Here is a 24781-nt window from a genome sequence, read left to right as displayed (position 1 = left end):
CGCGCCTAATTACTCGAACCAGTGGGCTCGGGCGGCCATGATCAACTTGCCGGCACGATCATCGTCAATGCCGTCGATGTCGAGCAGATCGTCAATAGACTGCTCGGCCAGGTCTTCGCGGGTAATTACGCCGCGCACCGCCAGTTCCATCGCCAAATCCTTGTCCATACCCTCAAGCGAGAGCAGGTCTTCGGCCGGATGGGCGTCTGCCAGCTTTTCCTCAGTAGCGATGGCTTTGGTCAACAAACGATCCTTGGCGCGAGCGCGAAGCTCGTTGACGGTTTCTTCGTCAAAGCCGTCGATGTTGAGCATTTCTTCCAACGGTACGTAGGCAATCTCTTCCAGGCTGGTGAAGCCTTCATCTACCAGCACCTGTGCCAGGTCTTCATCGACTTCCAGCTCGTCAATGAAATTGCGCAGGATGTCGCCGGTTTCTGCTTGCTGCTTAGCCTGGATGTCCGATTCGGTCATCACGTTCAGGGTCCAGCCAGTCAACTGGCTAGCCAGACGCACGTTCTGACCACCACGACCGATGGCCTGAGCCAGATTGTCTGCGCCAACGGCGATGTCCATTGCATGGGCATCTTCGTCAACGATAATTGCCGCCACTTCAGCCGGCGACATTGCATTGATCACGAACTGAGCCGGGTTGTCGTCCCACAGAACGATGTCCACACGCTCACCGCCCAACTCACCCGACACTGCCTGGACGCGCGAACCGCGCATACCGATGCAAGCGCCTTGCGGGTCAATGCGTTTGTCCTTGGAGCGGACCGCGATCTTGGCGCGCGAACCCGGATCACGGGACGCAGCCATTACTTCGATCAGGCCTTCAGCAATTTCCGGCACTTCGATGCGGAACAACTCGATCAGCATTTCCGGCGCGGTACGCGACAGGATCAGCTGCGGGCCGCGGTTCTCGGTGCGGATTTCCTTGAGCAGCGCACGCAAACGCACGCCAACCCGGAAAGTTTCGCGAGAGATGATGTCTTCACGGGCCAGCAACGCTTCAGCGTTATTGCCCAAGTCGACGATCACGTTGTCGCGGGTGACTTTTTTCACGGTGCCGGAGATGATTTCCCCCAGGCGCTCGCGATAGGCATCAACGACTTGAGCGCGCTCGGCTTCGCGCACTTTCTGCACGATGACTTGCTTGGCTGTCTGTGCAGCGATGCGGCCGAACTCGATGGATTCGATCTTTTCTTCGACTACATCACCAACTTTGGCGCCAGGATGCGTTTCGGCAACCTTGCTCGGCCAGGTTTCGATGGCCGGATCGTCCAGGTCTGCTTCTTCGACGACCGTCCAGCGACGGAAAGTCTCGTAAGCGCCGGTGTGGCGATTGATTTCCACACGCAGATCGACTTCGTCCTCAAAACGCTTTTTGGTAGCAGTGGCCAGAGCCAGCTCCAGCGCTTCAAAAATTACGTTTGCCGGTACGCCCTTTTCATTGGATACCGACTCAACAACCAGCAGTACTTCTTTGCTCATCGTACGCCTCGCCTTTCGCAAGCCATTGGATCCGCGGGATCCGCGTCTCAGTCAAAACTGGGAATAATGTTGGCCTTGTCGATCATATCGATCGGCAACAGGAACTCATGGTCTTCTACCTGCACCACGACGTCCTGCTCTTCTACACCGCGCAGAAGGCCCTGAAAGTTGCGTCGTCCTTCAAAGGGCGAGCGCAGCTTGATCTTCACTTGTTCACCGGCAAATTTTGCAAACTGCTCAATAGTGAACAGCGGGCGTTCCATGCCAGGCGAGGAAACTTCAAGGGTGTATTCAACGGCGATTGGATCTTCAACATCCAGGACACCGCTGATCTGACGGCTGACGATGGCACAATCGTCCACCAGCACGCCGCCTTCCTTATCAATATAAACGCGCAACATTGAGTGGCGACCTTGAGCCGAAAACTCAATACCCCAGCATTCATAGCCTAGGGCCACGACCACCGGGGCCAACAAGGCCTGCAACTCTTCTAGCTTGCTCGACACCTGAACCCCCTCGTGCATGTATGTGCATGCTATGCAAAATAAAAAAATGGGCGAAACGCCCATCCTTGAAACGCCGTCGAACAGCGGCGTAGAAAGTATCCAGCTAACAAAAAGCCCCTTAAAAGGGGCTCCTTAAACTGGTTGCGGGGGCCGGATTTGAACCGACGACCTTCGGGTTATGAGCCCGACGAGCTACCAGACTGCTCCACCCCGCGACAAAGCTGGGGCGGAAGTATACGACCGATCCCTGACAGGGTCAATGTAACCTTCCACCTACAAGAAAGCCCGCAACAGCGGGCTCTCCTGATAATTGGTACCGAGAAGGGGACTCGAACCCCTACACCCTATGGGCACAACCACCTCAAGGTTGCGTGTCTACCAATTCCACCACCTCGGCAATACTACGTTTGAAACTCTTCTTACTTCTGCTCTTGAGCTGGAGGCACGTCAGTCGCTGGAGTAGCCGACTTTTGCTCTTGAAGCACCGGGACATCATCAGAAGCCGGTTGTTGTTGCTTTGGAACTTCCAACACTGCTGGGTTTGGCAAACCTACTTGAGTCAGCTGGTGAGCCTTCTCTTTAGCAAAGTAACCTAACCCCAAGCTGGTTATGAAGAAACCGGCGGCAAGTATAGCAGTAAACTTACTAAGAAAGGTAGAGGAACCTTGGCTTCCGAACACAGTATTTGAAGCACCTGCACCGAAAGACGCGCCAGCATCCGCACCTTTACCCTGCTGAAGCAATACCAGAGCAACTACGCCCAATGCACCCAGCAGATGAAAAACGACTACGACTGTTTCCAGCATTTTTTCAGTTTCCCGCGGCGCGACAAATCGCACCGAACTCATCTGCATTCAGGGAAGCTCCACCAATGAGCCCCCCATCGATATCCGGCATGCCGAACAGTTCGACCGCATTGGCCGCCTTCACGCTGCCGCCGTATAGAAGTCGCACACCTTGTGCGATTTCAGAATTCTCTGCCGCCAACTGAGCGCGAATGGCTGCGTGCACATCCTGCGCCTGTTGCGGCGAAGCAGTCAGCCCGGTGCCAATGGCCCAGACCGGCTCGTAAGCAATTACTGCATTGGCAAAGGCACCAACACCCAGCTCCTCTATGATACTGCCAAGCTGACGCCCGACAACCTCAAGAGTTTTCCCGGCTTCACGCTGCTCAAGGGTTTCCCCTATGCACAACACCGGAATCAAGCCACATGCCTGTGCCGCTGCGAACTTGCGATTCAGCATGCCGTCCTGCTCGCCCATAATCTGGCGGCGCTCGGAATGCCCGACAAGTACCAGGGAACACCCTGCATCCACCAACTGACTCGGCGCAACTTCACCGGTCAACGCACCTTGCATGGATTCCACCGCAGAGTTCTGCGCGCCGACCAAAATCGACTGACCTTTCAAACCATCAATCACTTGATTGATATGCAAGCAAGGCGGGAATACCGCTACATCAACACCGCTCGGCAAGGCCAGATGACGAAGGCCATTGATCAGCTCAGCGACGCTGGCGCGGGTACCGTGCATCTTCCAGTTACCAGCTACCATAGGGCGACGCATGCTGTACCTCGTCGGTCAAAGTGGGCGCAGATGTTACCCAACACAATCATGGCTGGCAAGCCGAATTCAGGCAGAAACTTCAGTAACCAGTTTTGCCAGCTCTTCGGCGTAACCACGAACCTGTGTTTCGTCCTCGCCTTCGACCATCACCCGCACCAATGGCTCTGTCCCGGACTTGCGCAACAGTACGCGTCCGCGACCGGCCATCGCCTGGGTAACACGATCGCTGGCTTCCTTGACCGCCGGATGGTCGAGCGGGCTCGCACCCCCACCGAACCGGACATTGATCAGCACCTGAGGGCACTTGCGCAACGCCTGACGAGACTGCGCGAGACCTTCAGCACGAGACTTCAGCGCCATCAGCACCTGCAATGCAGCGATGATCGCATCACCCGTCGTGGTGTGATTGAAGCAGACGATATGACCCGAGTTCTCACCGCCGACCAGCCAGTTACGCTCCAGCAACTCAGCGATCACATAACGGTCGCCAACGTTGGCGCGCACAAAAGGAATCGACAGGTCAGCCAGCGCAAGCTCCAGCCCCAGGTTACTCATCAACGTGCCGACGACGCCACCTTGCAGCTTGTTACGCTCATGCAGATCGCGGGCAATGATGTACAGCAACTCATCACCATCAACAACGGCACCCGTGTGATCGACCATCAAGACGCGATCACCATCGCCGTCGAAGGCGATACCCAGATCGGCATGCTCGGCCAATACGGCAGCCTGCAATTGTCCCATATGGGTCGAACCGCAATTGTCATTGATGTTCAGGCCGTTAGGCTGAGCGGACAGCACAATGACCTCTGCACCCAATTCACGGAACACGCTCGGCGCAACCTTGTAGGTCGCACCGTGGGCGCAGTCGACCACGATTTTCAGGCCAGCGAAGCTGGTGCCGGTCGGGACGCTGCTTTTGCAGAATTCGATGTAGCGGCCAGAGGCATCGTTGATGCGCGACACTTTACCGATCTTGCTCGACTCAACCACGGTCATCGGGGTATCGAGCAACTCTTCAATCATCAACTCGAGTTCATCCGGCAGCTTGGTGCCTTTGCCCGAGAAGAACTTGATACCGTTGTCATCATGAGGATTGTGCGAGGCACTGATCACGATACCGGCTTCAGCATGGAAGGTACGCGTCAGGTACGCGATCGCCGGAGTCGGCATCGGGCCCAGCAACATGACATCTGCACCTGCCGACGTCAGGCCGGCCTCGAGCGCGGACTCAAACATGTAACCGGAAATCCGGGTGTCCTTGCCGACCAGCACCTTGCAGGCGCCCATCTTGCGGAACGCCATGCCAGCAGCCCAGCCGAGCTTGAGCATGAAGTCAGGAGTAATCGGGTACTCGCCGACCCGACCACGGATACCGTCGGTGCCAAAATATTTTTTGCTCATAAGTGCTCCATCATTCTTATTCGGCTGATTCCACTGCGGCGATCATCCGGACCACGTCCACTGTTTCGGCTACATCATGGACGCGCAATATACGCGCACCCTTGGCCGAAGCCAGCGCCGCGAGCGCCAGACCACCAAACAGGCGTTCTCCAACCGGGCGATTCAAGGCCAGGCCTATCATGCTCTTTCGCGAAACCCCGACCAACAGGGGCCGCCCCAAGGCATGCAAGGCTTCCATATGTTTGAACAAGCTTAGATTGTGCTGCAACGTTTTCGCGAACCCGAAGCCTGGATCAAGAATAATCCGCTCGGCCGGAATGCCCACCGCCGCGCATTGGGCCATGCGCTCAGCGAGAAATTCGCCGACCTCACGTGTGACATCCTGGTAGTACGGATCGTTCTGCATATCGCCAGGCTCACCAAGCATATGCATCAGGCAGACAGGCAGCCCGGTGGCGGCGGCGGCATCCAGGGCACCGTCTCGACGCAGCGACCGCACGTCATTGATCAAGCCCGCGCCCAACCGCGCCGTTTCGCGCATGACCGCTGGCGTGGACGTATCGACCGAAATAATCACGTCCAGCTCACGACTGATGAGCTCAACGACAGGCGCTACGCGCTCCAGCTCCTCAAGCGGCGAAACGGCCCTTGCACCAGGCCTTGTCGATTCGCCACCCACGTCAATCAACGTCGCGCCGGCCGCCACCATTGCTTCGGCATGGCGCAAGGCCGTATCGAGCTGACTGTATCGGCCGCCATCGGAAAAGGAATCGGGGGTGACATTGAGAATGCCCATGACATGCGTCTGGGACAAATCAAGAACCCGGTTGCCGCAAGGCAACCGGGTCGAGGACTGAACAGAAGTCATTTCAAACCTTATACGTCAGCAGCCGGGCCGCCAATCGGTGTTTCCGGACGCGGGTCCTGCACTGCCGGAGGTGTGCCGGAAGTACCGGTTCCACCCGACCAGTCACGAGGTTCGCGCGGCGTACGACCAGCCATGATGTCGTCGATTTGATCGGCATCGATCGTTTCGTACTTCATCAGGGCATCGGCCATCGCGTCGAGCTTGTCGCGGTTGTCCGTAAGGATTTGCTTGGCCGTGCCGTAGCACTGGTCAATGATGCTGCGCACTTCGGAGTCGATCAGCTTGGCCGTTTCACCGGAGAAGCTTGCACTCTGACCACCGCCGCCACGACCGAGGAACACTTCACCCTCTTCTTCGGCGTACATCAATGGACCGAGTTTTTCCGACAGGCCCCACTTGGTGACCATGTTCCGCGCAATCTGGCTGGCTCGCATGATGTCGTTGGACGCGCCAGTGGTCACACCGTCGAAGCCCAAGGTCATTTCTTCAGCGATACGGCCACCGTACAGCGAGCAGATCTGGCTGATCAGCGCACGCTTGGACAGGCTGTAACGATCCTCTTCCGGCAGGAACATCGTTACACCCAGCGCACGACCGCGCGGGATGATCGAGACTTTGTAAACCGGATCGTGCTCAGGCACGACACGACCCACAATGGCATGGCCTGCTTCGTGATAGGCGGTGTTCTGTTTTTCTTTCTCGGACATGACCATGGATTTGCGCTCGGCGCCCATCATGATCTTGTCCTTGGCCAGCTCGAATTCTTTCATTTCAACGATGCGCTTGCCGGTACGGGCAGCGAACAACGATGCCTCGTTTACCAGGTTAGCCAGGTCAGCACCGGAGAAGCCAGGCGTACCACGTGCGATCACAGCCGGAGCGACGTCGTCACCCATTGGCACTTTGCGCATGTGAACCTTGAGAATCTGCTCACGACCACGAATATCCGGCAGACCGACCACGACCTGACGGTCGAAACGGCCAGGACGCAGCAACGCAGGGTCCAGTACGTCCGGACGGTTGGTTGCGGCGATGACGATGATGCCGTCATTCATTTCAAAGCCGTCCATCTCTACCAGCAACTGGTTGAGAGTCTGCTCGCGCTCGTCGTGACCACCACCCATGCCAGCACCACGATGGCGACCAACGGCATCGATTTCATCGATGAAGATGATGCACGGCGCGTGTTTCTTGGCTTGTTCGAACATGTCGCGAACACGGCTGGCACCCACACCGACGAACATTTCGACGAAATCGGAACCGGAAATGGTGAAGAAAGGCACTTTGGCTTCGCCGGCAATCGCCTTGGCGAGCAGGGTTTTACCCGTACCTGGAGGGCCAACCATCAGAACGCCGCGCGGAATGCGACCGCCCAGACGCTGGAACTTGCCCGGATCACGCAGGAACTCAACCAGCTCGCCGACTTCTTCCTTGGCTTCGTCGCAACCAGCAACGTCAGCCAGGGTGGTCTTCACCTGATCTTCGGAGAGCAGGCGCGCCTTGCTCTTGCCGAAGCTCATCGGCCCGCCCTTGCCACCGGCACCGCCCTGCATCTGCCTCATGAAGAACATGAAGACGGCGATGATCACCAGGATCGGGAAGCTCGCGACCAGGAGTTGAGTCCAGATGCTTTGCTGTTCAGGCTGCTTGCCTTCGACCACGACATGGTTATCCACGAGGTCGCCGATCAAGCCGTTATCCTGGATAGCAGGACGAATGGTCTTGAAGCTGTCGCCGTCGTTGCGTTTACCGGTAATCACATAGCCATCAACGGCTACGCGCTCGACCTTGCCATCCTTGACCTGCTGGATGAAGTCGGAATAGTTGAGGGTCTGCGGCTCGTTAGGGCTGGAGAAGTTGTTCATCACCGTCACCAGGACAGCCGCGATGATCAACCACAGGATCAGATTCTTTGCCATATCGTTCAATTAACTACCCTCTGAAGCAAGCTCCGCTAATGGCGCGTGCTTCGCATGATATTCACCGGCCTAACTTACTACATTACCTACGGCTCTGGCAGGCGCCGTCTGTAACCCTTTGTGAAACACTTTCTACACAATATTCGTTAAAGCTCACGGGGCGAAATACGAAAAACCTATCGCCCCGCCAAAAAACCTCGTTTTACTCACTACGCCCGTTACTCACTACGCCCGCGGTAACCCCAGGCCAGCATGTATTGCTCGCGGGAACTGCCACGAGAAGAGTCTGGCTTGATCATTTGGATCTTGTCGAATTTCCGACGAGCATCCTTCAGGTACACATCAAACCCTTCGCCCTGAAAAATCTTGATCACGAAATTACCACCCGGTTTGAGTATCCGTTCCGCCAAATCAAGCGCCAGCTCGCAAAGAAACATGGCTTTTGGCATATCCACTTCAGGCGTACCACTCATATTGGGGGCCATATCGGAAATCACAAGGTCCACCTGCGAATTACCGACAGCTTCAAGGATCTGCGCGAGCACTTTGTCCTCGGTGAAGTCACCCTGGATGAAAGTCACGTCTGGAATGCTGTCCATTTCCAGAATGTCCGAGGCGATCAAACGCCCCTCACCACCGATCAGACGGCTAGTCACCTGCGACCACCCCCCAGGCGCCGCACCCAGGTCGACAACGGTCATGCCGGGACGGATCAGTTTGTATTTCTCCTGGACCTCCAGAAGCTTGTAACTCGCACGCGAGCGGTAGCCATCCTTCTGCGCCTGCTTTACATAGGGATCATTGACATGTCTTTGCAACCACTTAAGGCTTGTCTTGGAACGGGCCACGGGCCACCTCGAAAATAAAACGGGTCGTGATTAACTGGGCGGTCCCGGACTCGCTCGGGTAAACTGGCCGCCGCTTTTTACAAGATCAGACGCAGGGGTCAGATTATGCCGCTCACTCAAGAGCAGAAGAAACAGTACAAATCCATTGGCCACCATCTGAAACCAGTTTTGATTGTGGCTGACAACGGTTTGACTGAAGGTGTGTTAGCCGAACTTGAACGCGCGCTGGCGGATCACGAGCTGATCAAAATCAAGCTCAACATCCTCGATCGCGAATCGCGCCTGGCGTCCATTGCAGAACTCTGCAAGGTCGGCAAAGCGGATCTGGTTCAGGTCATCGGCAAGATGGCACTGATTTACCGCAAGAACTTCAGCGTCAACAAGCAGCTGTCGAACGTCCATCGCTTCAAATGATGGCAAGGGTCAAGGGTGTGCTTCGCGCACCCTGCCACTCCATCCAGGCACCGGTTGCAACACCAGCACGAGCCCGGAAAAACCCAGAGCAAGATAGCTGAACACCTGCCAACGCATGGCGTCCGGCCAGCCAATATGCACTGCGACGAACATCGCACACGCAAACAGCGCCATCAGCAGCAGTTGCCCGCGAATATCGCACCATAGACTGACAAGGCCCTCGGCCTGAACCAGCACCAAAGCCTGAAAAACCAAGCACGCTGCGGCGAACTCCACCACCAGCGCATTCAGCATGCCTGCAATTTCGTCGATCAGCAGCGGCGCCAGGCCTATCTGGCCCAGCACCGGCAGCAGACCGATGTGTAACAGCCACAGGCCGCCGACCCACAACATCTGAGCCAGTTGCCAAAGCATGGCGCCTGCACGGAGCGGGCGCCTGCGTTCAGATGTGGCGGACTTCGACAATCTCGTACTCGATAACGCCACCAGGCGTTTTCACGGCAACGACATCACCCTCTTCCTTGGCAATCAAGGCGCGGGCCAATGGCGAACCTACCGAAATCTTGCCCAGTTTGAAGTCAGCCTCATCCTCACCCACGATGTGGTAAGTGACGCTTTCATCAGTCTCGACATTGGCGATTTCTACGGTGGTGCCGAAAATCACTTTGCCAGTGTGAGGAATGGTCGTGACATCAATGATCACTGCATTCTGCATGCGACCTTCGATGTCACGGATCCGCGCCTCGACCATACCCTGCTGCTCGCGGGCAGCATGGTATTCGGCGTTTTCCTTCAAATCACCCAACTCGCGGGCCGTACCGATGTCCTGGCTAAGCTTCGGACGGACGACCTTGGTCAGGTGAGCGTGCTCTTCTTCCAGGGCTTTGGCGCCCTGAACGGTCATTGGGTACTTGGTTATGCTCATGCCTTCAATCCTGCGTGTAGATCCTGCAAGCGGCGCACAGTCTTCTCGGGACCGAACTTAAGCGCTTCACAGATAGCTTCGCCAGCAGCAATGGTAGTGGTGCAGTAAATCTTGTGCTGCAAGGCATTACGACGAATGGAGTACGAATCAGCGATCGACTGACGGCCTTCGGTAGTGTTGATGATCAAGGTGACTTCGTCATTCTTGATCATGTCCACCACGTGTGGACGACCTTCGGTCACCTTGTTCACACGACGCACTTTCAGGCCTGCGGCTTCGATCAGCTTGGCAGTCCCGGCAGTGGCAACCACTTCGAAGCCCAAGTTGATCAGATCACGGGCCACGCCTGCAACCAGTGGCTTATCGTCGTCACGCACGCTGATGAACGCGGTACCGCCGGTCGGCAGCACTTCGCTGGCGCCCATTTGAGCTTTGGCAAACGCCTCACCGAAGGTATCGCCCACGCCCATCACTTCACCGGTGGATTTCATCTCTGGACCCAGGATCGGGTCCACACCAGGGAATTTGGCGAATGGGAACACCGCCTCTTTCACGCTGTAGAAGTTCGGAATGATTTCTTTGGTGAAGCCGATTTCCTTCAGGGTTTTACCGGCCATGACGCGTGCCGCGATCATCGCCAGGGAAACACCGATGCACTTGGAGACGAACGGCACGGTACGGGAAGCGCGCGGGTTGACTTCGATGACGTAGATGTCTTCGCCTTGCAGCGCCAACTGCACGTTCATCAGGCCGACCACGCCCAGTTCCAGGGCCATTTTCTTGACCTGTTCGCGCATCTCGTCCTGGATGTGGGCAGGCAGCGAGTACGGCGGCAGGGAGCACGCGGAGTCACCGGAGTGAACGCCGGCTTGCTCGATGTGCTGCATGATCGCGCCGATCACTACATCGGTGCCGTCGCAGACCGCATCCACGTCCATTTCGATGGCGCAGTTGAGGAAGTGATCGAGCAGCACCGGGCTGTCGTTGGACACTTTCACCGCGTCACGCAGGTAGCGCTTGAGCTCTTCTTCTTCGTAGACGATTTCCATTGCGCGGCCGCCCAGAACATAGGACGGACGAACCACCAGCGGGTAACCGATCTTGGCGGCGGCACGAATCGCTTCGTCTTCGCTGCGCACGGTGGCGTTTGGCGGCTGACGCAGGTTCAGACGCTCAACCATCTGCTGGAAGCGCTCACGGTCTTCGGCACGGTCGATGGCGTCAGGGCTGGTACCGATGATCGGTACGCCGGCTTCTTCCAGGGCACGCGCCAGTTTCAGCGGGGTTTGGCCGCCGTACTGGACGATCACGCCTTTAGGCTTCTCGACCCGGCAGATTTCCAGCACGTCTTCCAGGGTTACTGGTTCGAAGTACAGGCGATCGGAGGTGTCGTAGTCGGTGGAAACGGTTTCCGGGTTGCAGTTGACCATGATGGTCTCGTAACCGTCTTCGCGCAGGGCCAGTGCCGCGTGTACGCAGCAATAGTCGAACTCGATACCCTGGCCGATACGGTTAGGACCGCCGCCGAGGATCATGATCTTGTCGCGGCCCGACGGCGCTGCTTCGCACTCTTCCTCGTAAGTCGAGTACATGTAGGCGGTGTCGGTAGCGAACTCGGCCGCGCAGGTGTCAACGCGCTTGTAGACCGGGAAGATTTCCAGCTTGTGACGATGACGGCGCAGAGCCTTCTCGGTCACGCCCAGCAGCTTGGCCAGACGCATGTCGGAGAAGCCTTTGCGCTTGAGGCGGAACATCAAGTCGCGGTCGATGCTGGCCAGACCCAGGGTCTTGACCTTCTCTTCTTCCTTGATCAGATCTTCGATCTGCACCAGGAACCACGGGTCGATCATGTTCATGCCGAAGATGTCTTCGACCGACAGGCCGGCGCGGAAGGCGTCAGCCACGTACCAGATACGCTCGGCGCCCGGCACGGTCAGTTCGCGCTTGAGGATGCTCATGCTTTCCGGGTTGCTCAAGTCGAGCTTCTCGTCCAGACCGCAAACGCCCACTTCCAGACCGCGCAAAGCTTTCTGCAGGGATTCCTGGAAGGTCCGGCCGATGGCCATGACTTCACCAACCGACTTCATTTGAGTGGTCAGGCGTGCGTCGGCTTTCGGGAATTTTTCAAAGGCGAAACGTGGCAGCTTGGTCACGACGTAGTCGATGGACGGCTCGAAGGACGCAGGAGTAGCGCCGCCGGTGATTTCGTTCTGCAATTCGTCCAGGGTGTAGCCGATCGCCAGCTTGGCAGCGATACGCGCAATCGGGAAACCAGTGGCTTTCGACGCCAGGGCCGAGGAACGGGATACCCGCGGGTTCATCTCGATGACCACCATGCGGCCAGTGTCCGGGCAGATGCCGAACTGGACGTTGGAGCCGCCGGTTTCCACGCCGATTTCACGCAGTACCGCCAGGGAGGCGTTACGCATGATCTGGTATTCCTTGTCCGTCAGGGTCTGCGCAGGAGCAACAGTGATCGAGTCACCGGTGTGCACGCCCATCGGGTCAAAGTTTTCGATGGAGCAGACGATGATGCAGTTGTCCTTCTTATCGCGGACAACCTCCATCTCGTATTCTTTCCAGCCGATCAGGGATTCGTCGATCAGCAGCTCTTTGGTCGGCGACAAGTCGAGACCACGGGCGCAGATTTCTTCGAACTCTTCACGGTTGTAAGCGATACCGCCACCGGTGCCGCCCATGGTGAAGGACGGACGGATGATGCACGGAAAACCGAGCTTCTCGAGGACCGCATTGGCCTCTTCCATGCTGTGGGCGATACCCGAACGCGGGCAGTCCAGGCCGATGGATTTCATCGCCTTGTCGAAGCGCGAACGGTCTTCAGCCTTGTCAATGGTGTCAGCGTTGGCGCCGATCATCTCTACGCCGAACTTCTCCAGAACGCCTTCGCGCTCCAGGTCCAGTGCGCAGTTCAGGGCGGTCTGGCCACCCATGGTCGGCAGCAGCGCGTCCGGACGCTCTTTCTCGATGATCTTGGCAACGGTCTGCCATTTGATCGGCTCGATGTACGTGGCGTCAGCCATGTCCGGGTCGGTCATGATGGTCGCCGGGTTGGAGTTCACCAGGATGACGCGGTAGCCCTCCTCGCGCAGGGCTTTACAGGCCTGGGCGCCGGAGTAGTCGAATTCGCAAGCCTGGCCGATCACGATCGGGCCAGCGCCGAGAATCAGGATGCTTTTAATGTCTGTACGTTTTGGCATGGGTTTGTCACTCAAATCCGCAGGTCAGTCGGCAAGCCGTCTTGTTCAATCTTTGAAGCCTTGAGGGGGGCCGCCGGTTATCAGGACCGCCCCTCAAGCTTTGCTCATCAAGGCCAGCGATTAGCGTCGCTTGGCCATTTCGTTGATGAAGCGATCAAACAGTGGCGCTACGTCGTTCGGGCCAGGGCTGGCTTCAGGGTGACCCTGGAAGCTGAAGGCGCTCTTGTCGGTACGCTCGATCCCTTGCAGGGTGCCGTCGAACAGCGATTTGTGGATCGCGCGAACGTTGGCTGGCAGGGTCGTTTCGTCTACCGCAAAACCGTGGTTCTGGCTGGTGATCATCACGACGCCGGTGTCCAGGTCCTGGACCGGGTGGTTGGCACCGTGGTGGCCGTGACCCATTTTCAGGGTCTTGGCGCCGGAGGCCAGAGCCAGCAGTTGGTGACCGAGGCAGATGCCGAACACCGGAATCTCGGTTTCCAGCACTTCCTTGATCGCCTGGATCGCGTAGTCGCAAGGCTCCGGATCACCAGGACCGTTGGACAGGAACACGCCGTCCGGCTTCATCGCCAAAACGTCGGCGGCTGGCGTCTGAGCCGGCACCACGGTCACGCGGCAACCGCGCTCGACGAGCATGCGCAGGATGTTCAGCTTGACGCCGTAGTCGTAGGCAACCACGTGGTATGGCAGCTCGGAGGCTTCGATGGTCGCGTGGCTGTCGGTTTTCAGGTCCCAGACAGTCGAGCGCCACTCGTATTTCTCTTTGGTGCTGACGACTTTCGCCAGGTCCATGCCCTTCAGGCCAGGGAAGCCCTGAGCTGCGGCGATGGCGGCTTCTTCGGAGATGTTGTCACCGGCCATGATGCAGCCGTTCTGCGCGCCTTTCTCACGCAGGATGCGCGTCAGGCGGCGGGTGTCGATACCGGCGATTGCCACAACGTTGTTGGCTTTCAGGTAGTCGGACAGGGACATCGTGTTACGCCAGTTGCTCGCAACCAGTGGCAGGTCACGGATAACCAGGCCAGCAGACCAGACGCGGTCGGACTCGGCATCTTCCGGCGTGGTGCCGGTGTTGCCGATGTGCGGGTAAGTCAGGGTAACGATTTGTTGGGCGTAGGAAGGATCGGTAAGGATTTCCTGATAGCCGGTCATGGCGGTGTTGAACACCACCTCACCAACGGTTTGACCGTCGGCTCCAATGGCTTCGCCGCGAAAAATGCTGCCATCAGCAAGGGCGAGTATGGCTGGCTTAGTCAAGAAGACCTCCCGTAAATAAAGCCTGAAAGGGCGATCGCAGGTTGTAAAAAAGCGGAGTGACGTATGGACACGTCACCCCGCTTCTTCACCGAATAATTCTGCGCGCTTTTAGTGGACACACTAAAGCTGTAGCTTACAGAAAAAGGCTTTTTTGGTCTACCGCCAATGAGCCCTAAAGGCCGGAGAATGCGACAGGACGTCGCTTGGCGGGATAAAACCGGGCTCAAACGCTGGGTTTGAACCCGATTTCGGGCGCATCTTAACGCAGGTCGAGCACGTCTTGCATGTCATAAAGGCCCGGCTCACGACCGTCCAGCCACAACGCAGCACGGACCGCGCCCTTGGCAAAGGTCATGCGACTGGATGCCTTGTGGGTGATCTCGAGGCGCTCACCTTCACAGGCGAACAGCACCGTATGATCGCCAACCACATCACCACCGCGCACAGTGGCAAAACCGATGGTCTCGCGCTCACGTGCACCGGTGTGGCCTTCACGCCCGTAGACCGCAACCTTCTGCAGATCACGATCCAGCGCGCTGGCAATCACCTCTCCCATGCGCAAGGCCGTGCCTGACGGTGCGTCGATCTTGTGCCGGTGATGAGCCTCGATGATTTCGATATCCGCATCATCGCCCAACACGCGAGCAGCCATGTCGAGCAGCTTCAGCGACAGGTTTACACCGACGCTGAAATTGGCCGCGAAGACAATCGGAATATCCTTGCCCGCGTCGACCAGCAACTGCTTTTGCGCAGCGTCCAGACCGGTCGTGCCGATCACCATGGCCTTGCCTGCCTTGCGGCAGAACGCCAGGTTTTTCAGCATGACTTCCGGGAGCGTGAAGTCGATCAACACATCGAATTCTTCAGCCACGGATTCCACATGACCGGACAGCGGCACGCCGATCCGCCCCAATGAGGCCAGCTCACCGGCATCCACACCAATCAGCGTGCTGCCAGGGCGCACGATGGCTGCCGTCAGACCGGTCAGCGGCGCCCGTTGCTGCACCGCCTCGACCAGAATCTTGCCCATGCGGCCAGCCGCACCCATCACAGCAATACGTCGCATGCTCACCCCTTACAAATCACCGAAGAAGCGCTTCACGCCTTCAAACCAACCAGTGGTTTTCGGCGAATGGCTGTTGTCGTCGGCCAGCGAACTGCGGAACTCTTCCAGCAACTCGCGCTGACGACGACCCAGGTTGACCGGGGTTTCAACCGCCACACGGCACATCAAGTCACCAGCACCGCCGCCACGCACAGGCGCAACGCCTTTACCGCGAACACGGAATTGCTTGCCGGTCTGAGTCCCTTCAGGGATTTTCAGTTTGACGCGACCATCAAGGGTCGGAATCTCCAGCTCGCCGCCCAACGCCGCATCGACAAAGCTGATCGGCACTTCGCAGAACAGGTGCTTGCCATCACGCTGGAAGATCGCGTGCTCGCGCACATTGATCACCACGTACAGGTCGCCAGTCGGGCCACCCTGCGCACCCGCCTCGCCTTCGCCGGACAGACGAATGCGATCACCGGTATCGACACCCGCCGGCACTTTAACCGAGAGGGTTTTGTATTCTTCGACACGGCCTTCGCCGTTGCACGAGTTGCACGGATCGGAAATGATCTTGCCTTGGCCGTGGCAACGCGGACAGGTTTGCTGCACCGAGAAGAAGCCTTGCTGCATGCGCACCTGACCAATGCCGCCGCAGGTCGGGCAAGTAACAGGCGAGGAGCCTTTTTTGGCGCCCGAGCCATCGCACGGTTTGCAGTTGACCAGTGTCGGAACGCGGATATTGACGGTCGTGCCGCGCACCGCCTCTTCCAGGTTCAGCTCCAGGGTGTAGCGCAAGTCGCTGCCGCGCTGGGCGCCGCCACGGGCACCGCCGCGACCACCACCGAAGAAGTCGCTGAAGACATCGCCAAAGATGTCGGAGAAGTTCTGACCGCCAAAGCCGGCACCGCCGCCACCCATGCTTGGGTCGACGCCGGCATGACCGTATTGGTCGTATGCCGCGCGCTTGCTCGAATCGGACAGCACTTCATAGGCCTCGTTGGCCTCTTTGAACATATCTTCCGACGCTTTGTCATCGGGATTACGGTCCGGGTGGTGCTTCATTGCCAGGCGACGGTAGGCCTTTTTCAGGTCCGCTTCGCTTGAGCCACGCTCAACACCCAATACTTCGTAATAGTCACGCTTTGCCATAAGTCTTTGCACTCTTAAGGACGTTCGGCAAACCCCTCCTGAGCCTCGCCAAACTCGTTGAGCCCCAATACAGGCCCGGACCCAACTCACGTCAATTCAACGATCCTGGTCTTTGATTCAATGCGGCACTTTCGGTTCGAGAAGCAGGAGCATTCCCGACCCTACCGCCAGCATCCGAACGTTGTCGCACGCTGTAAAAATTCGCTAACTCCAGACACGCCAACGCGGGAGCAAGCTCCCGCGCGGCGACATCCTACCAGTCACCGCCTGAAGGCAGTCAACCGGGCGACCAACAACTTACTTGTGGTCTTTTACTTCTTCGAACTCGGCATCAACGACGTCGTCGGCTTTTTGAGCTTTTTCGTCGTGCGGTGCAGCGCCTTCAGCAGGCTGAGCCTGTTCGGCATACATCTTCTGCGCCACTGGAGCGGAGACTTTCGACAGCTCTTCAACCTTGGCGTCGATGGCAGCCTTGTCGTCGCCTTTAATAGCGGCTTCCAGGGCAACCACTGCCGCCTCGATTGCAGTCTTCTCTTCAGCGCTCACTTTATCGCCAGCGTCAGCGACCATTTTGCGTGTCGAGTGAACCAGCGCATCACCTTGGTTACGAGCGCTTGCCAGCTCTTCGAACTGACGATCCGCATCGACGTTGGCTTCAGCATCGCGAATCATTTGCTGAATTTCTTCCTCGGACAGACCGGAGTTGGCCTTGATCACGATCGACTGGGTCTTGCCGGTAGCCTTGTCTTTGGCGCCTACGTGCAGGATGCCGTTGGCATCGATGTCGAAGGTCACTTCAATTTGTGGCACACCGCGTGGCGCTGGTGGAATCTCGGCCAGGTCGAACTTGCCCAGGGACTTGTTCTGAGCAGCTTGCTTACGCTCGCCTTGCAGCACGTGAATGGTCACAGCGCCCTGGTTGTCGTCGGCAGTCGAGAAGACTTGCGATTTCTTGGTAGGAATCGTGGTGTTTTTCTCGATCAGCGCGGTCATCACGCCACCCATGGTTTCGATACCCAGGGTCAGCGGGCTGACGTCGAGCAGCAGAACGTCTTTCACGTCGCCGGCCAATACCGCGCCCTGGATAGCAGCACCCATGGCAACAGCTTCATCCGGGTTCACGTCTTTACGTGCATCTTTACCGAAGAATTCGGTCACCAGCTTCTGAACCAGTGGCATACGGGTCTGACCGCCTACCAGGATCACGTCGTTGATGGCGCCAACGTCGATGCCGGAGTCTTTCAGAGCGATACGGCAAGGTTCGATGGTGCGTTGAACCAGGTCTTCTACCAGCGCTTCGAGCTTGGCGCGGGAGATTTTCACGTTCAAGTGCTTAGGACCGGTGGCGTCTGCAGTGATGTACGGCAGGTTCACGTCGGTCGACATGCTCGAGGACAGTTCGATCTTGGCTTTTTCAGCGGCTTCTTTCAGGCGCTGCATGGCCAGCGGGTCACCTTTGAGGTTCATGCCACTTTCTTTCTTGAATTCGTCAACGAGGTAGTCGATCAGACGAATGTCAAAGTCTTCACCGCCCAGGAACGTATCGCCGTTGGTGGCCAATACTTCGAACTGGTGCTCGCCATCGACTTCAGCGATCTCGATTACGGAAACGTCGAAAGTACCGCCGCCCAAGTCGTAAACGATCACGGTGTGATCGCCTTTCGCCTTGTCCATACCGTAAGCCAGGGCAGCTGCGGTTGGTTCGTTGATGATACGTTTTACGTCCAGGCCCGCGATGCGGCCGGCGTCTTTGGTGGCTTGACGCTGGCTGTCGTTGAAGTAGGCCGGAACGGTGATCACCGCTTCGGTCACTGGCTCGCCGAGGTAGTCTTCGGCAGTCTTCTTCATTTTCTTCAGAATTTCAGCCGAGATTTGCGGCGGCGACATTTTCTGGCCGTTCACTTCAACCCAGGCATCACCGTTGTCGGCCTTGGCGATTTTGTACGGGACCATCTTGATGTCTTTCTGTACGACTTCTTCGTCGAACTTACGACCGATCAGACGCTTCACCGCATACAGGGTGTTGTGCGGATTGGTCACAGCCTGACGCTTGGCCGACTGGCCCACGAGGATTTCGCCATCGTTGGCGTACGCAATGATCGACGGCGTGGTGCGCGCGCCTTCAGCGTTTTCAATAACTTTGGCTACGCCGTTTTCCAGCACGGAGACGCAGGAGTTGGTAGTCCCCAGGTCGATACCGATAATTTTGCCCATGTTCACTCTCCCGAAACTTTGGATTTGGTTGCCGCAGCAGTGGTGGCTAACTGCGGTAGCACTTAAACGCTTGACTTCTAAATGGGGGCCTTGCGGCTAATTTCAAGCCTGCTCGTCAATAGAAGGCGAAACTGGCGCAGGCGCCTTGCTCACCACGACCATGGCCGGGCGCAGCAGACGACCGTTGAGCTGGTAGCCTTTCTGGAAGACCTTGAGCACGCTGTTCGGCTCGACGTCGGCGCTTTCCTGCATGGCCATTGCCTGATGCTGAACGGCATTGAACGGTTCGCCATGCGGATCGATCGCTTCCAGGTGATAACGTTTCAGGGTGTCCTGGAACATTTTCAGCGTCAGCTCGATCCCTTCACGCATTGGACGGATGCTTTCGTCGTCCGGGCTGGACAACTCCAGGCCACGCTCCAGGCTGTCAACGATCGGCAACAGGTCACCGGCGAATTTTTCCAGGGCGAATTTGTGAGCCTTTTCTACATCTTGCTCGGCGCGACGGCGGACGTTCTGCAGATCAGCCGCTACACGCAAAGCCTGATCATGAGCACCCGCCAATTGCTCTTCGAGCACTTGTACACGAGCCGCCAGTTCATCACCCGAATCCTGGGCAGCCTGATCGGCGTCTAGATTTTGCGTATCCACTGTCTGTTCGTCAGCCATAGAATTCTCCTTTCAATATCGTCCGTGAGCTCAACTCACGCTTCTGTCCCGGTATATGGGGCCGCAAAAATGAGCTTCAAGGGGTGACTTGTGATTAACCCTACAAAAAACGCTGCATTGTGATTACCCGACGCGCTAAGCATTTCGTCAGACCGAGCAAATCGAGCTAAGAGGGGGCATTGTCAGCCACAAATAAAACACTGTATAAATAACCAGACCTAAAGCCTGGGAGCGGCCTTTATGCTGGTGCACCTGTCCGTACATAACTACGCCATCGTTGAACACCTCGATCTCGAACTCGATCGTGGGATGAGCGTGATCACCGGTGAAACCGGTGCCGGCAAGTCGATCATGCTCGACGCCCTGGGCCTGACGCTGGGCGACCGTGCCGACAGCGGCGTGGTTCGTCCCGGTGCCGACAAGGCCGACATCCTGGCAACCTTTGACCTGGTCGATATCCCCGAAGCCAGCGCGTGGCTGGCCGAACGCGACCTCGAAAGCGACGGCCCGTGCATCCTGCGCCGGGTGATCACCGCCGAAGGACGCTCGCGTGGCTACATCAACGGCACGCCCTGCCCACTCGGCGATTTAAAAGCCCTGGGCGAATTGCTGATCGACATCCACAGCCAGCACGAACACCAATCACTGCTCAAGACCGACACTCACCGCCGCCTGCTGGACGAGTACGCCGGCGCCACCGACCTTGCCCGCCAAGTTCATCTGGCTGCTCAACGCTGGCGCCAGACCCGCCAGGAACTGGAGCGCCTCTCCAATTCCGGCGACGAACAGCGCGCTCGCCATCAATTGCTCAGCTATCAGCTCGAAGAGCTGGAGAATCTTGGCCTCGGTGAAAACGAGCTGGAGCAGCTGGAACAGGAACACAAGAACCTCACCAACGCGGAAACCCTGCTGGGCATCTGCCGGCAAGTGGTCGAGCAATGCAGCGAAAGTGATTCCGGGAACGTCCTGAACGCGCTGACCGCCAGCCTCAATCGCCTGTCGAGCGTCAACAACTCGATCGGCGCACTGGGTGAAGCCAGCAGCCTGCTGACCAGCGCACAGATTCAGGTAGAAGAAGCCGTGGGCGAGCTGAACCGCTTTCTTGATAACTTCGACGCCGATCCTGCCCGCCTTCAATACCTCGAAGAACGTCTCGACGCGATCTACACCATGGCGCGCAAGCATCGCATCCAGCCGACCGAGGTCGCGGAGATGCAGCAGCGCTTGCTGGATGAAATCGAAACCCTGAACGCCAATGACGAGTCCATCGAACGCCTGAGCGATGAGCTGGCGTCCTTTGCCCGCCATTATCAGGAGAAGGCCCGGGAACTGAGCGACTTGCGTCACCATGCGTCGAACAGCCTAGCCAGCGCCGTCGAGCAGGAAATCCAGCGACTGGGCATGCCCGGCGGACGTTTCACCATCGAGCTTCGCCCCAATAGCAGTGATGAACTGTTGCCCAACGGGCTTGAGCAAGTGGAACTGCTCGTCAGCGCCAACCCCGGCCAACCATTAAAAGCCTTGGCCAAAGTAGCTTCGGGCGGCGAGCTGTCGCGGATCAGCCTCGCGATTCAAGTCATCACCGCTCAGACCTCGCGCGTACCGACGCTGGTGTTCGACGAAGTGGACGTCGGCATCGGCGGCCCGACTGCTGAAATCGTTGGCCAGTTGCTGCGCCGGCTCGGGGAGCGCGGACAAGTGTTGACCGTGACTCACTTGCCGCAAGTGGCTGCTCAGGGCCATCAACATCTATTCGTGCACAAGGTGCGTGGCGAAGATGCCACCCACACGGCTGTTTCCAAGTTGAGCAAAAATGATCGCGTTGAAGAAGTAGCGCGAATGCTGGGGGGCATCGACCTGACCAAGGAATCCCTGGCCCACGCGAAAAAAATGGTCGTTACCGCAAAAATTTAAGAACGGCAGAAAGCACGAAGGCGACCCTGGGGTCGCCTTCGCTCGTTTCGCGAACGTGAAATTCGCGCGACTTGCTTACTTTTTCTTACGTACGTACAGCACCAGATTGTGATCAACCATCTCGAAGCCATACTTGTCGACGATTGCTTTCTGCAGGCGCTCGATTTCTTCGTCGAAGAATTCAATCACTTCGCTGGTTTCGACGTTGACCATATGGTCGTGATGCTTGCCGTCATCCAGCTCGAAGACCGCATGGCCTCCGTCGAAGTTGTGCCGCACCACAAGGCCAGCTGCCTCGAACTGAGTCAATACACGGTAAACCGTGGCCAGACCGACGTCCTCACCAGCCTCCATCAGCGCCTTGTAAACATCCTCGGCACTCATGTGGCGTTGCTCGGCGGAATCGAGCATTTGCAGAATCTTGACCCTTGGCAGGGTCACTTTGAGACCGGCTTTGCGTAGTTCGCTATTTTCAACCATGGTCAGCTTTCTCGCGATGCTGCTTCGCAGCTTCTCTTAATGCGGGTATGATCGGCGTTTACGTTGTCCCAGCCAAGATAGTGGAAGTCGCCCACCGATGCAAAACACCAAGCTCTTGCTAACCAGTTTCACCTTTGTGGGACTGCTCGCACTCGCCGGTTGTTCATTCCCCGGGGTTTACAAAATCGACATCCAGCAGGGCAATGTCGTCACGCAGGACATGATAAACCAGTTACGCCCGGGAATGACCCGCAAGCAAGTACGGTTTATCATGGGCAACCCTCTGCTGACTGACACGTTCCATGCCGATCGCTGGGATTACCTGTACAGCCTGCAGCCCGGTGGCGGTGAACGCCAACAGGAACGCATTAGCGTTATCTTCAACCCAAATGACCAACTTGTCAGCCTCTCAGGCGATTTCATGCCGGGCGTGAGCCGCGACGAGGCCATTCTCGGCAAGGACAGCACCACTAACGTGGCCGCTCCTGTAGAAAACGTCGAGAAGCCGAAACCGGAAAAACCGGTCAAGCCAGGTTCGTTGCTGGATCAGATTCAGAAGGACGTCGACGGTGTAGAAACCGTTCCAGTCCCGACGCCAGAACCCCTGGACACCGCGCCACAATAATTTGCGACGCAATAAAAAACCCGGAAATTCCGGGTTTTTTATTGTCCAGCGTTCAGTGATTTACTGATTCCGGGCTTTAGCTTCAGCTGCCTTGGCGGCGCGCAACCGGCGAACTTCCTTCGGATCAGCCAACAAGGGCCGGTAGATCTCGATGCGATCCCCGGCCTGAACTGGCCGAGTCTGCGGATCAGCGATCACTTTGCCGAAGATTCCCAACGGGCAATCGGCCAGGTTCAACTCTGGAAACGCCTCCCCGATACCTGATTTCAGCAAGGCCGCGCGCACTGTCGTTCCGACAGGCACCGCCACCGAGAGAAGCGCCTGTCGATCAACGGCGGCATAGACCACCTCGACATCAACCATCGAATCAACCATGCATTTGTTTGGCGCGCTGGCAGAACGCGTCCACCAGCGTATTCGCGGCTTGATTGAACAGCGGCCCCAACGTCGCGCGCACGATCGGTCCGGCGTAATCGAACGACAGGTCCAGGCTGATCTTGCAGGCCTTTTCGCCCAAGGGCTTGAACACCCAGATACCGTGCAACTGGGTGAAAGGACCTTCTTCGAGGTTCATCTCGATGGAATGGCCGGGCACCAACGTGTTTCGGGTAACGAAATGCTGACTCAAGCCCCCCTTGGCCACGCCTACGCTGGCGCGCATGTGTTCGGGGCTGCTTTCCAGCACTTCGGCGGCCGAGCACCACGGCAGAAATTCCGGGTAACGCGCTACGTCGTTAACCAGGTCATAAAGCGCTTGCGCCGGATAGGGCAGCAGCGCCGAGCGTTGAATGTGTGTCGTCATGTCAGCGTCACTTCCACAGCTGTGCGGCAAACACTACGAGAATGCCGATGGGCGCCACATAGCGCATCAAGAACAAGGACAGGGCGAACAACGCCGGGCTGCGGATCGACAATTCGTCGCGTACCGCTTCACGCCCCATCACCCAGCCTGCAAACACCACGAAACACAAACCACCGAGTGGCAACATGATCCGCGAGGTGAAGAAATCGATCACGCCAAAGAAGTCCAGGCCGCCGGCCGCTCCCCATTGATAGAGGTGGAACATTCCCCCTTCGTTCACGAAAAACTTGGCTTCCTTCCAGATATTGAAGGAAAACACCGTACCCAGGCCGACAAACCAGCAGGTAAATGCCAGCCAAAAGGTTACCCAGGCTCGACTCACCTTCGTGCGTTCAACCAGGTAGGCCACCATCGGTTCAAGCAGGGAAATCGCCGAACTCCAGGCCGCCACTGCGACCAGCACGAAGAACACTACGCCCATTAACTGGCCGAACGCTACGTTACCGAACGCAAATGGCAGGCTGACGAACATCAGGCCAGGGCCTTCACTAGGGTTCAGGCCGGCGGCAAACACAATCGGAAACAATGCCAGGCCAGCCACCAGAGAAACAAAAGTGTCGAGCAGCGCCACGCCGACCACGGTACCGGAGATCGACGAATGCTTGGGCATATAGGCCCCGTAGATCATGATCGAACCGACGCCCACGCTCAGCGAGAAGAAGGCGTGCCCCATGGCGGGCAACAAGCCGTCGAGCACTTTTTCCGGGTGAAAGTCGAACATGAAATGCACGCCTTCCATGAAATGACCCGTGGTCATGCTGTAGCCCAGCAACACCAGGATCATGACAAAGAGCAGCGGCATCATGATCCGCAGACTGCGCTCAAGCCCCGCAACCACGCCTTTGGCGATGACGACCGCCGACAGCAACATGAACATCGTGTGCCAAAGTGTCAGGCGCCAAGGGTCAGCGATCACCCCGCCAAAGTACGCGCCGACCTGATCAGGCGTAACCCCCTGGAAGTCGCCGCGGCCCATGTCGATGATGTAATCCAGCGACCAGCCGCCCACCACGCTATAGAAAGACAGGATCAGCAACGCCGTGACCATCCCGGCGAACGCGCCCCAGGACCACTTACCCGAATGCCCGGCTTCCTGCGCCAGAACCTTCAAGGCGTTGGCCGGACTCTGCCGCGCGCGACGGCCGATCAGGGTTTCGGCGAGCATGACCGGCACACCGATCAGCGCGATACAGGCCAGGAACATGAGCACGAAGGCACCGCCGCCGTAGACGCCAACCATGTACGGGAATTTCCAGATACTACCCAGGCCCACGGCCGAACCGGTCGCGGCGAGTATGAAGACCCAGCGGCTAGCCCAACTGCCGTGGACAGAAACCTTGTCTGTCGACATCGTTATCACGCCCAAGCGTTCAAAAAAGAGGCCGCATTGTCCGGGATTCA

Annotated in this window: 23 protein-coding genes and 2 tRNA genes; 3 read left to right on the top strand and 22 right to left on the bottom strand. The window is 57.7% G+C overall.

What is annotated here, in order from left to right:
- Positions 1 to 9: 9 nt before the first annotated feature.
- The 10 genes from nusA to rlmE form a co-directional block, all read right to left on the bottom strand.
- Complete coding sequence (gene nusA / locus QRN31_RS05895; protein ID WP_007900474.1) at positions 10 to 1491, bottom strand: transcription termination factor NusA; 1482 nt, start codon at positions 1489 to 1491, stop codon at positions 10 to 12.
- Between the two features lie 47 nt (positions 1492 to 1538).
- Positions 1539 to 1997, bottom strand: coding sequence for a ribosome maturation factor RimP (rimP, locus tag QRN31_RS05890; protein WP_010463487.1), 459 nt, complete (start codon positions 1995 to 1997; stop codon positions 1539 to 1541).
- Between the two features lie 138 nt (positions 1998 to 2135).
- A tRNA-Met gene (locus tag QRN31_RS05885) sits at positions 2136 to 2212 on the bottom strand.
- Positions 2213 to 2308: 96 nt separating this feature from the next.
- Positions 2309 to 2394: transfer RNA gene (locus tag QRN31_RS05880), tRNA-Leu, on the bottom strand.
- Positions 2395 to 2416: 22 nt separating this feature from the next.
- Entirely contained in the window at positions 2417 to 2803 is a 387-nt protein-coding gene (secG, locus tag QRN31_RS05875; protein WP_090175639.1) for a preprotein translocase subunit SecG, read from the bottom strand.
- Positions 2804 to 2807: 4 nt separating this feature from the next.
- Positions 2808 to 3563, bottom strand: a complete 756-nt coding sequence (gene tpiA, locus QRN31_RS05870) for a triose-phosphate isomerase (RefSeq protein WP_285430767.1) — start codon at positions 3561 to 3563, stop codon at positions 2808 to 2810.
- Between the two features lie 66 nt (positions 3564 to 3629).
- Positions 3630 to 4967 (bottom strand): phosphoglucosamine mutase, encoded by a 1338-nt coding sequence (gene glmM, locus QRN31_RS05865; RefSeq protein ID WP_285430765.1) that lies wholly within the window; start codon positions 4965 to 4967, stop codon positions 3630 to 3632.
- 16 nt (positions 4968 to 4983) lie between these two features.
- Positions 4984 to 5835, bottom strand: coding sequence for a dihydropteroate synthase (gene folP / locus QRN31_RS05860; protein WP_285430764.1), 852 nt, complete (start codon positions 5833 to 5835; stop codon positions 4984 to 4986).
- 8 nt (positions 5836 to 5843) lie between these two features.
- Positions 5844 to 7754: an ATP-dependent zinc metalloprotease FtsH gene (gene ftsH, locus QRN31_RS05855; RefSeq protein ID WP_017336469.1), complete on the bottom strand. Its 1911-nt coding sequence runs from the start codon at positions 7752 to 7754 to the stop codon at positions 5844 to 5846.
- Between the two features lie 218 nt (positions 7755 to 7972).
- Positions 7973 to 8602 (bottom strand): 23S rRNA (uridine(2552)-2'-O)-methyltransferase RlmE, encoded by a 630-nt coding sequence (gene rlmE, locus QRN31_RS05850; RefSeq protein WP_208670033.1) that lies wholly within the window; start codon positions 8600 to 8602, stop codon positions 7973 to 7975.
- A gap of 105 nt (positions 8603 to 8707) precedes the next feature.
- Here rlmE and QRN31_RS05845 point away from each other — a divergent pair, with 105 nt between their 5' ends.
- Positions 8708 to 9016 carry a YhbY family RNA-binding protein gene (locus QRN31_RS05845; RefSeq protein WP_007942889.1) on the top strand — a complete coding sequence of 103 codons (309 nt, stop codon included), beginning with the start codon at positions 8708 to 8710 and terminating at the stop codon, positions 9014 to 9016.
- A 9-nt stretch (positions 9017 to 9025) separates the two neighbouring features.
- Here QRN31_RS05845 and QRN31_RS05840 read toward each other — a convergent pair whose 3' ends face one another.
- The 8 genes from QRN31_RS05840 to grpE all read right to left on the bottom strand — a co-directional run bounded on the left by QRN31_RS05840 (position 9026) and on the right by grpE (position 19499).
- Positions 9026 to 9430 (bottom strand): MFS transporter, encoded by a 405-nt coding sequence (locus QRN31_RS05840; RefSeq protein ID WP_285430762.1) that lies wholly within the window; start codon positions 9428 to 9430, stop codon positions 9026 to 9028.
- Positions 9431 to 9458: 28 nt separating this feature from the next.
- Positions 9459 to 9935: a transcription elongation factor GreA gene (gene greA / locus QRN31_RS05835; RefSeq protein WP_033058235.1), complete on the bottom strand. Its 477-nt coding sequence runs from the start codon at positions 9933 to 9935 to the stop codon at positions 9459 to 9461.
- A gap of 2 nt (positions 9936 to 9937) precedes the next feature.
- A complete protein-coding gene (carB, locus tag QRN31_RS05830) occupies positions 9938 to 13159 on the bottom strand; it encodes a carbamoyl-phosphate synthase large subunit (protein ID WP_090175657.1) in 3222 nt (1073 codons plus the stop codon).
- Positions 13160 to 13279: 120 nt separating this feature from the next.
- On the bottom strand, positions 13280 to 14416 hold the full coding sequence (carA, locus tag QRN31_RS05825) for a glutamine-hydrolyzing carbamoyl-phosphate synthase small subunit (protein WP_285430761.1): 1137 nt from the start codon (positions 14414 to 14416) through the stop codon (positions 13280 to 13282).
- 259 nt (positions 14417 to 14675) lie between these two features.
- Positions 14676 to 15482 (bottom strand): 4-hydroxy-tetrahydrodipicolinate reductase, encoded by an 807-nt coding sequence (gene dapB / locus QRN31_RS05820; protein ID WP_090175663.1) that lies wholly within the window; start codon positions 15480 to 15482, stop codon positions 14676 to 14678.
- A gap of 9 nt (positions 15483 to 15491) precedes the next feature.
- Positions 15492 to 16616, bottom strand: coding sequence for a molecular chaperone DnaJ (dnaJ, locus tag QRN31_RS05815; RefSeq protein WP_090175666.1), 1125 nt, complete (start codon positions 16614 to 16616; stop codon positions 15492 to 15494).
- A 297-nt stretch (positions 16617 to 16913) separates the two neighbouring features.
- The gene (gene dnaK, locus QRN31_RS05810; protein ID WP_285430760.1) at positions 16914 to 18830 is read right to left on the bottom strand and encodes a molecular chaperone DnaK; all 1917 of its coding nucleotides are present in this window, start codon (positions 18828 to 18830) and stop codon (positions 16914 to 16916) included.
- Positions 18831 to 18932: 102 nt separating this feature from the next.
- Positions 18933 to 19499, bottom strand: coding sequence for a nucleotide exchange factor GrpE (gene grpE / locus QRN31_RS05805; RefSeq protein WP_285430759.1), 567 nt, complete (start codon positions 19497 to 19499; stop codon positions 18933 to 18935).
- Between the two features lie 240 nt (positions 19500 to 19739).
- On the opposite strand from grpE, the gene recN reads away from it, so the two are divergent.
- A complete protein-coding gene (recN, locus tag QRN31_RS05800; RefSeq protein WP_285430758.1) occupies positions 19740 to 21413 on the top strand; it encodes a DNA repair protein RecN in 1674 nt (557 codons plus the stop codon).
- 75 nt (positions 21414 to 21488) lie between these two features.
- Here recN and fur read toward each other — a convergent pair whose 3' ends face one another.
- Positions 21489 to 21893, bottom strand: coding sequence for a ferric iron uptake transcriptional regulator (gene fur / locus QRN31_RS05795; protein WP_003197684.1), 405 nt, complete (start codon positions 21891 to 21893; stop codon positions 21489 to 21491).
- 97 nt (positions 21894 to 21990) lie between these two features.
- Between fur and QRN31_RS05790 the strand changes: the two genes are divergently transcribed.
- The gene (locus tag QRN31_RS05790) at positions 21991 to 22518 is read left to right on the top strand and encodes an outer membrane protein assembly factor BamE (RefSeq protein WP_285430756.1); all 528 of its coding nucleotides are present in this window, start codon (positions 21991 to 21993) and stop codon (positions 22516 to 22518) included.
- A gap of 60 nt (positions 22519 to 22578) precedes the next feature.
- On the opposite strand, the gene QRN31_RS05785 is transcribed toward QRN31_RS05790, so the two are convergent.
- Genes QRN31_RS05785 through QRN31_RS05775 form a run of 3 tightly spaced genes read right to left on the bottom strand, consistent with a single transcriptional unit; the run spans position 22579 to position 24731 of the window.
- A complete protein-coding gene (locus QRN31_RS05785; protein WP_285430754.1) occupies positions 22579 to 22893 on the bottom strand; it encodes an RnfH family protein in 315 nt (104 codons plus the stop codon).
- Positions 22886 to 23320: a type II toxin-antitoxin system RatA family toxin gene (locus tag QRN31_RS05780; protein WP_285430752.1), complete on the bottom strand. Its 435-nt coding sequence runs from the start codon at positions 23318 to 23320 to the stop codon at positions 22886 to 22888. The genes QRN31_RS05785 and QRN31_RS05780 overlap by 8 nt, the downstream gene beginning before the upstream one ends.
- Positions 23321 to 23327: 7 nt before the next feature.
- Positions 23328 to 24731 (bottom strand): sodium-dependent transporter, encoded by a 1404-nt coding sequence (locus tag QRN31_RS05775; RefSeq protein ID WP_285430751.1) that lies wholly within the window; start codon positions 24729 to 24731, stop codon positions 23328 to 23330.
- Positions 24732 to 24781 lie beyond the last annotated feature (50 nt).

This window comes from Pseudomonas sp. fls2-241-R2A-110, from assembly GCF_030209165.1.
GTDB lineage: Bacteria > Pseudomonadota > Gammaproteobacteria > Pseudomonadales > Pseudomonadaceae > Aquipseudomonas.
The sequence above is the reverse complement of the archived record's forward strand: the minus strand, read 5'-3'. Positions and strand labels throughout refer to the sequence as shown.

What these genes read in the sequence shown, in the direction of transcription:
- nusA (WP_007900474.1), bottom strand. Translation starts at nt 1,491, where the DNA reads ATGAGCAAAGAAGTACTGCTGGTTGTTGAGTCGGTATCCAATGAAAAG.
- secG (WP_090175639.1), bottom strand. Translation starts at nt 2,803, where the DNA reads ATGCTGGAAACAGTCGTAGTCGTTTTTCATCTGCTGGGTGCATTGGGC.
- tpiA (WP_285430767.1), bottom strand. Translation starts at nt 3,563, where the DNA reads ATGCGTCGCCCTATGGTAGCTGGTAACTGGAAGATGCACGGTACCCGC.
- glmM (WP_285430765.1), bottom strand. Translation starts at nt 4,967, where the DNA reads ATGAGCAAAAAATATTTTGGCACCGACGGTATCCGTGGTCGGGTCGGC.
- folP (WP_285430764.1), bottom strand. Translation starts at nt 5,835, where the DNA reads ATGACTTCTGTTCAGTCCTCGACCCGGTTGCCTTGCGGCAACCGGGTT.
- ftsH (WP_017336469.1), bottom strand. Translation starts at nt 7,754, where the DNA reads ATGGCAAAGAATCTGATCCTGTGGTTGATCATCGCGGCTGTCCTGGTG.
- QRN31_RS05845 (WP_007942889.1), top strand. Translation starts at nt 8,708, where the DNA reads ATGCCGCTCACTCAAGAGCAGAAGAAACAGTACAAATCCATTGGCCAC.
- QRN31_RS05840 (WP_285430762.1), bottom strand. Translation starts at nt 9,430, where the DNA reads ATGCTTTGGCAACTGGCTCAGATGTTGTGGGTCGGCGGCCTGTGGCTG.
- carB (WP_090175657.1), bottom strand. Translation starts at nt 13,159, where the DNA reads ATGCCAAAACGTACAGACATTAAAAGCATCCTGATTCTCGGCGCTGGC.
- dapB (WP_090175663.1), bottom strand. Translation starts at nt 15,482, where the DNA reads ATGCGACGTATTGCTGTGATGGGTGCGGCTGGCCGCATGGGCAAGATT.
- dnaJ (WP_090175666.1), bottom strand. Translation starts at nt 16,616, where the DNA reads ATGGCAAAGCGTGACTATTACGAAGTATTGGGTGTTGAGCGTGGCTCA.
- dnaK (WP_285430760.1), bottom strand. Translation starts at nt 18,830, where the DNA reads ATGGGCAAAATTATCGGTATCGACCTGGGGACTACCAACTCCTGCGTC.
- grpE (WP_285430759.1), bottom strand. Translation starts at nt 19,499, where the DNA reads ATGGCTGACGAACAGACAGTGGATACGCAAAATCTAGACGCCGATCAG.
- recN (WP_285430758.1), top strand. Translation starts at nt 19,740, where the DNA reads ATGCTGGTGCACCTGTCCGTACATAACTACGCCATCGTTGAACACCTC.
- fur (WP_003197684.1), bottom strand. Translation starts at nt 21,893, where the DNA reads ATGGTTGAAAATAGCGAACTACGCAAAGCCGGTCTCAAAGTGACCCTG.
- QRN31_RS05790 (WP_285430756.1), top strand. Translation starts at nt 21,991, where the DNA reads ATGCAAAACACCAAGCTCTTGCTAACCAGTTTCACCTTTGTGGGACTG.
- QRN31_RS05785 (WP_285430754.1), bottom strand. Translation starts at nt 22,893, where the DNA reads ATGGTTGATTCGATGGTTGATGTCGAGGTGGTCTATGCCGCCGTTGAT.
- QRN31_RS05780 (WP_285430752.1), bottom strand. Translation starts at nt 23,320, where the DNA reads ATGACGACACACATTCAACGCTCGGCGCTGCTGCCCTATCCGGCGCAA.
- QRN31_RS05775 (WP_285430751.1), bottom strand. Translation starts at nt 24,731, where the DNA reads ATGTCGACAGACAAGGTTTCTGTCCACGGCAGTTGGGCTAGCCGCTGG.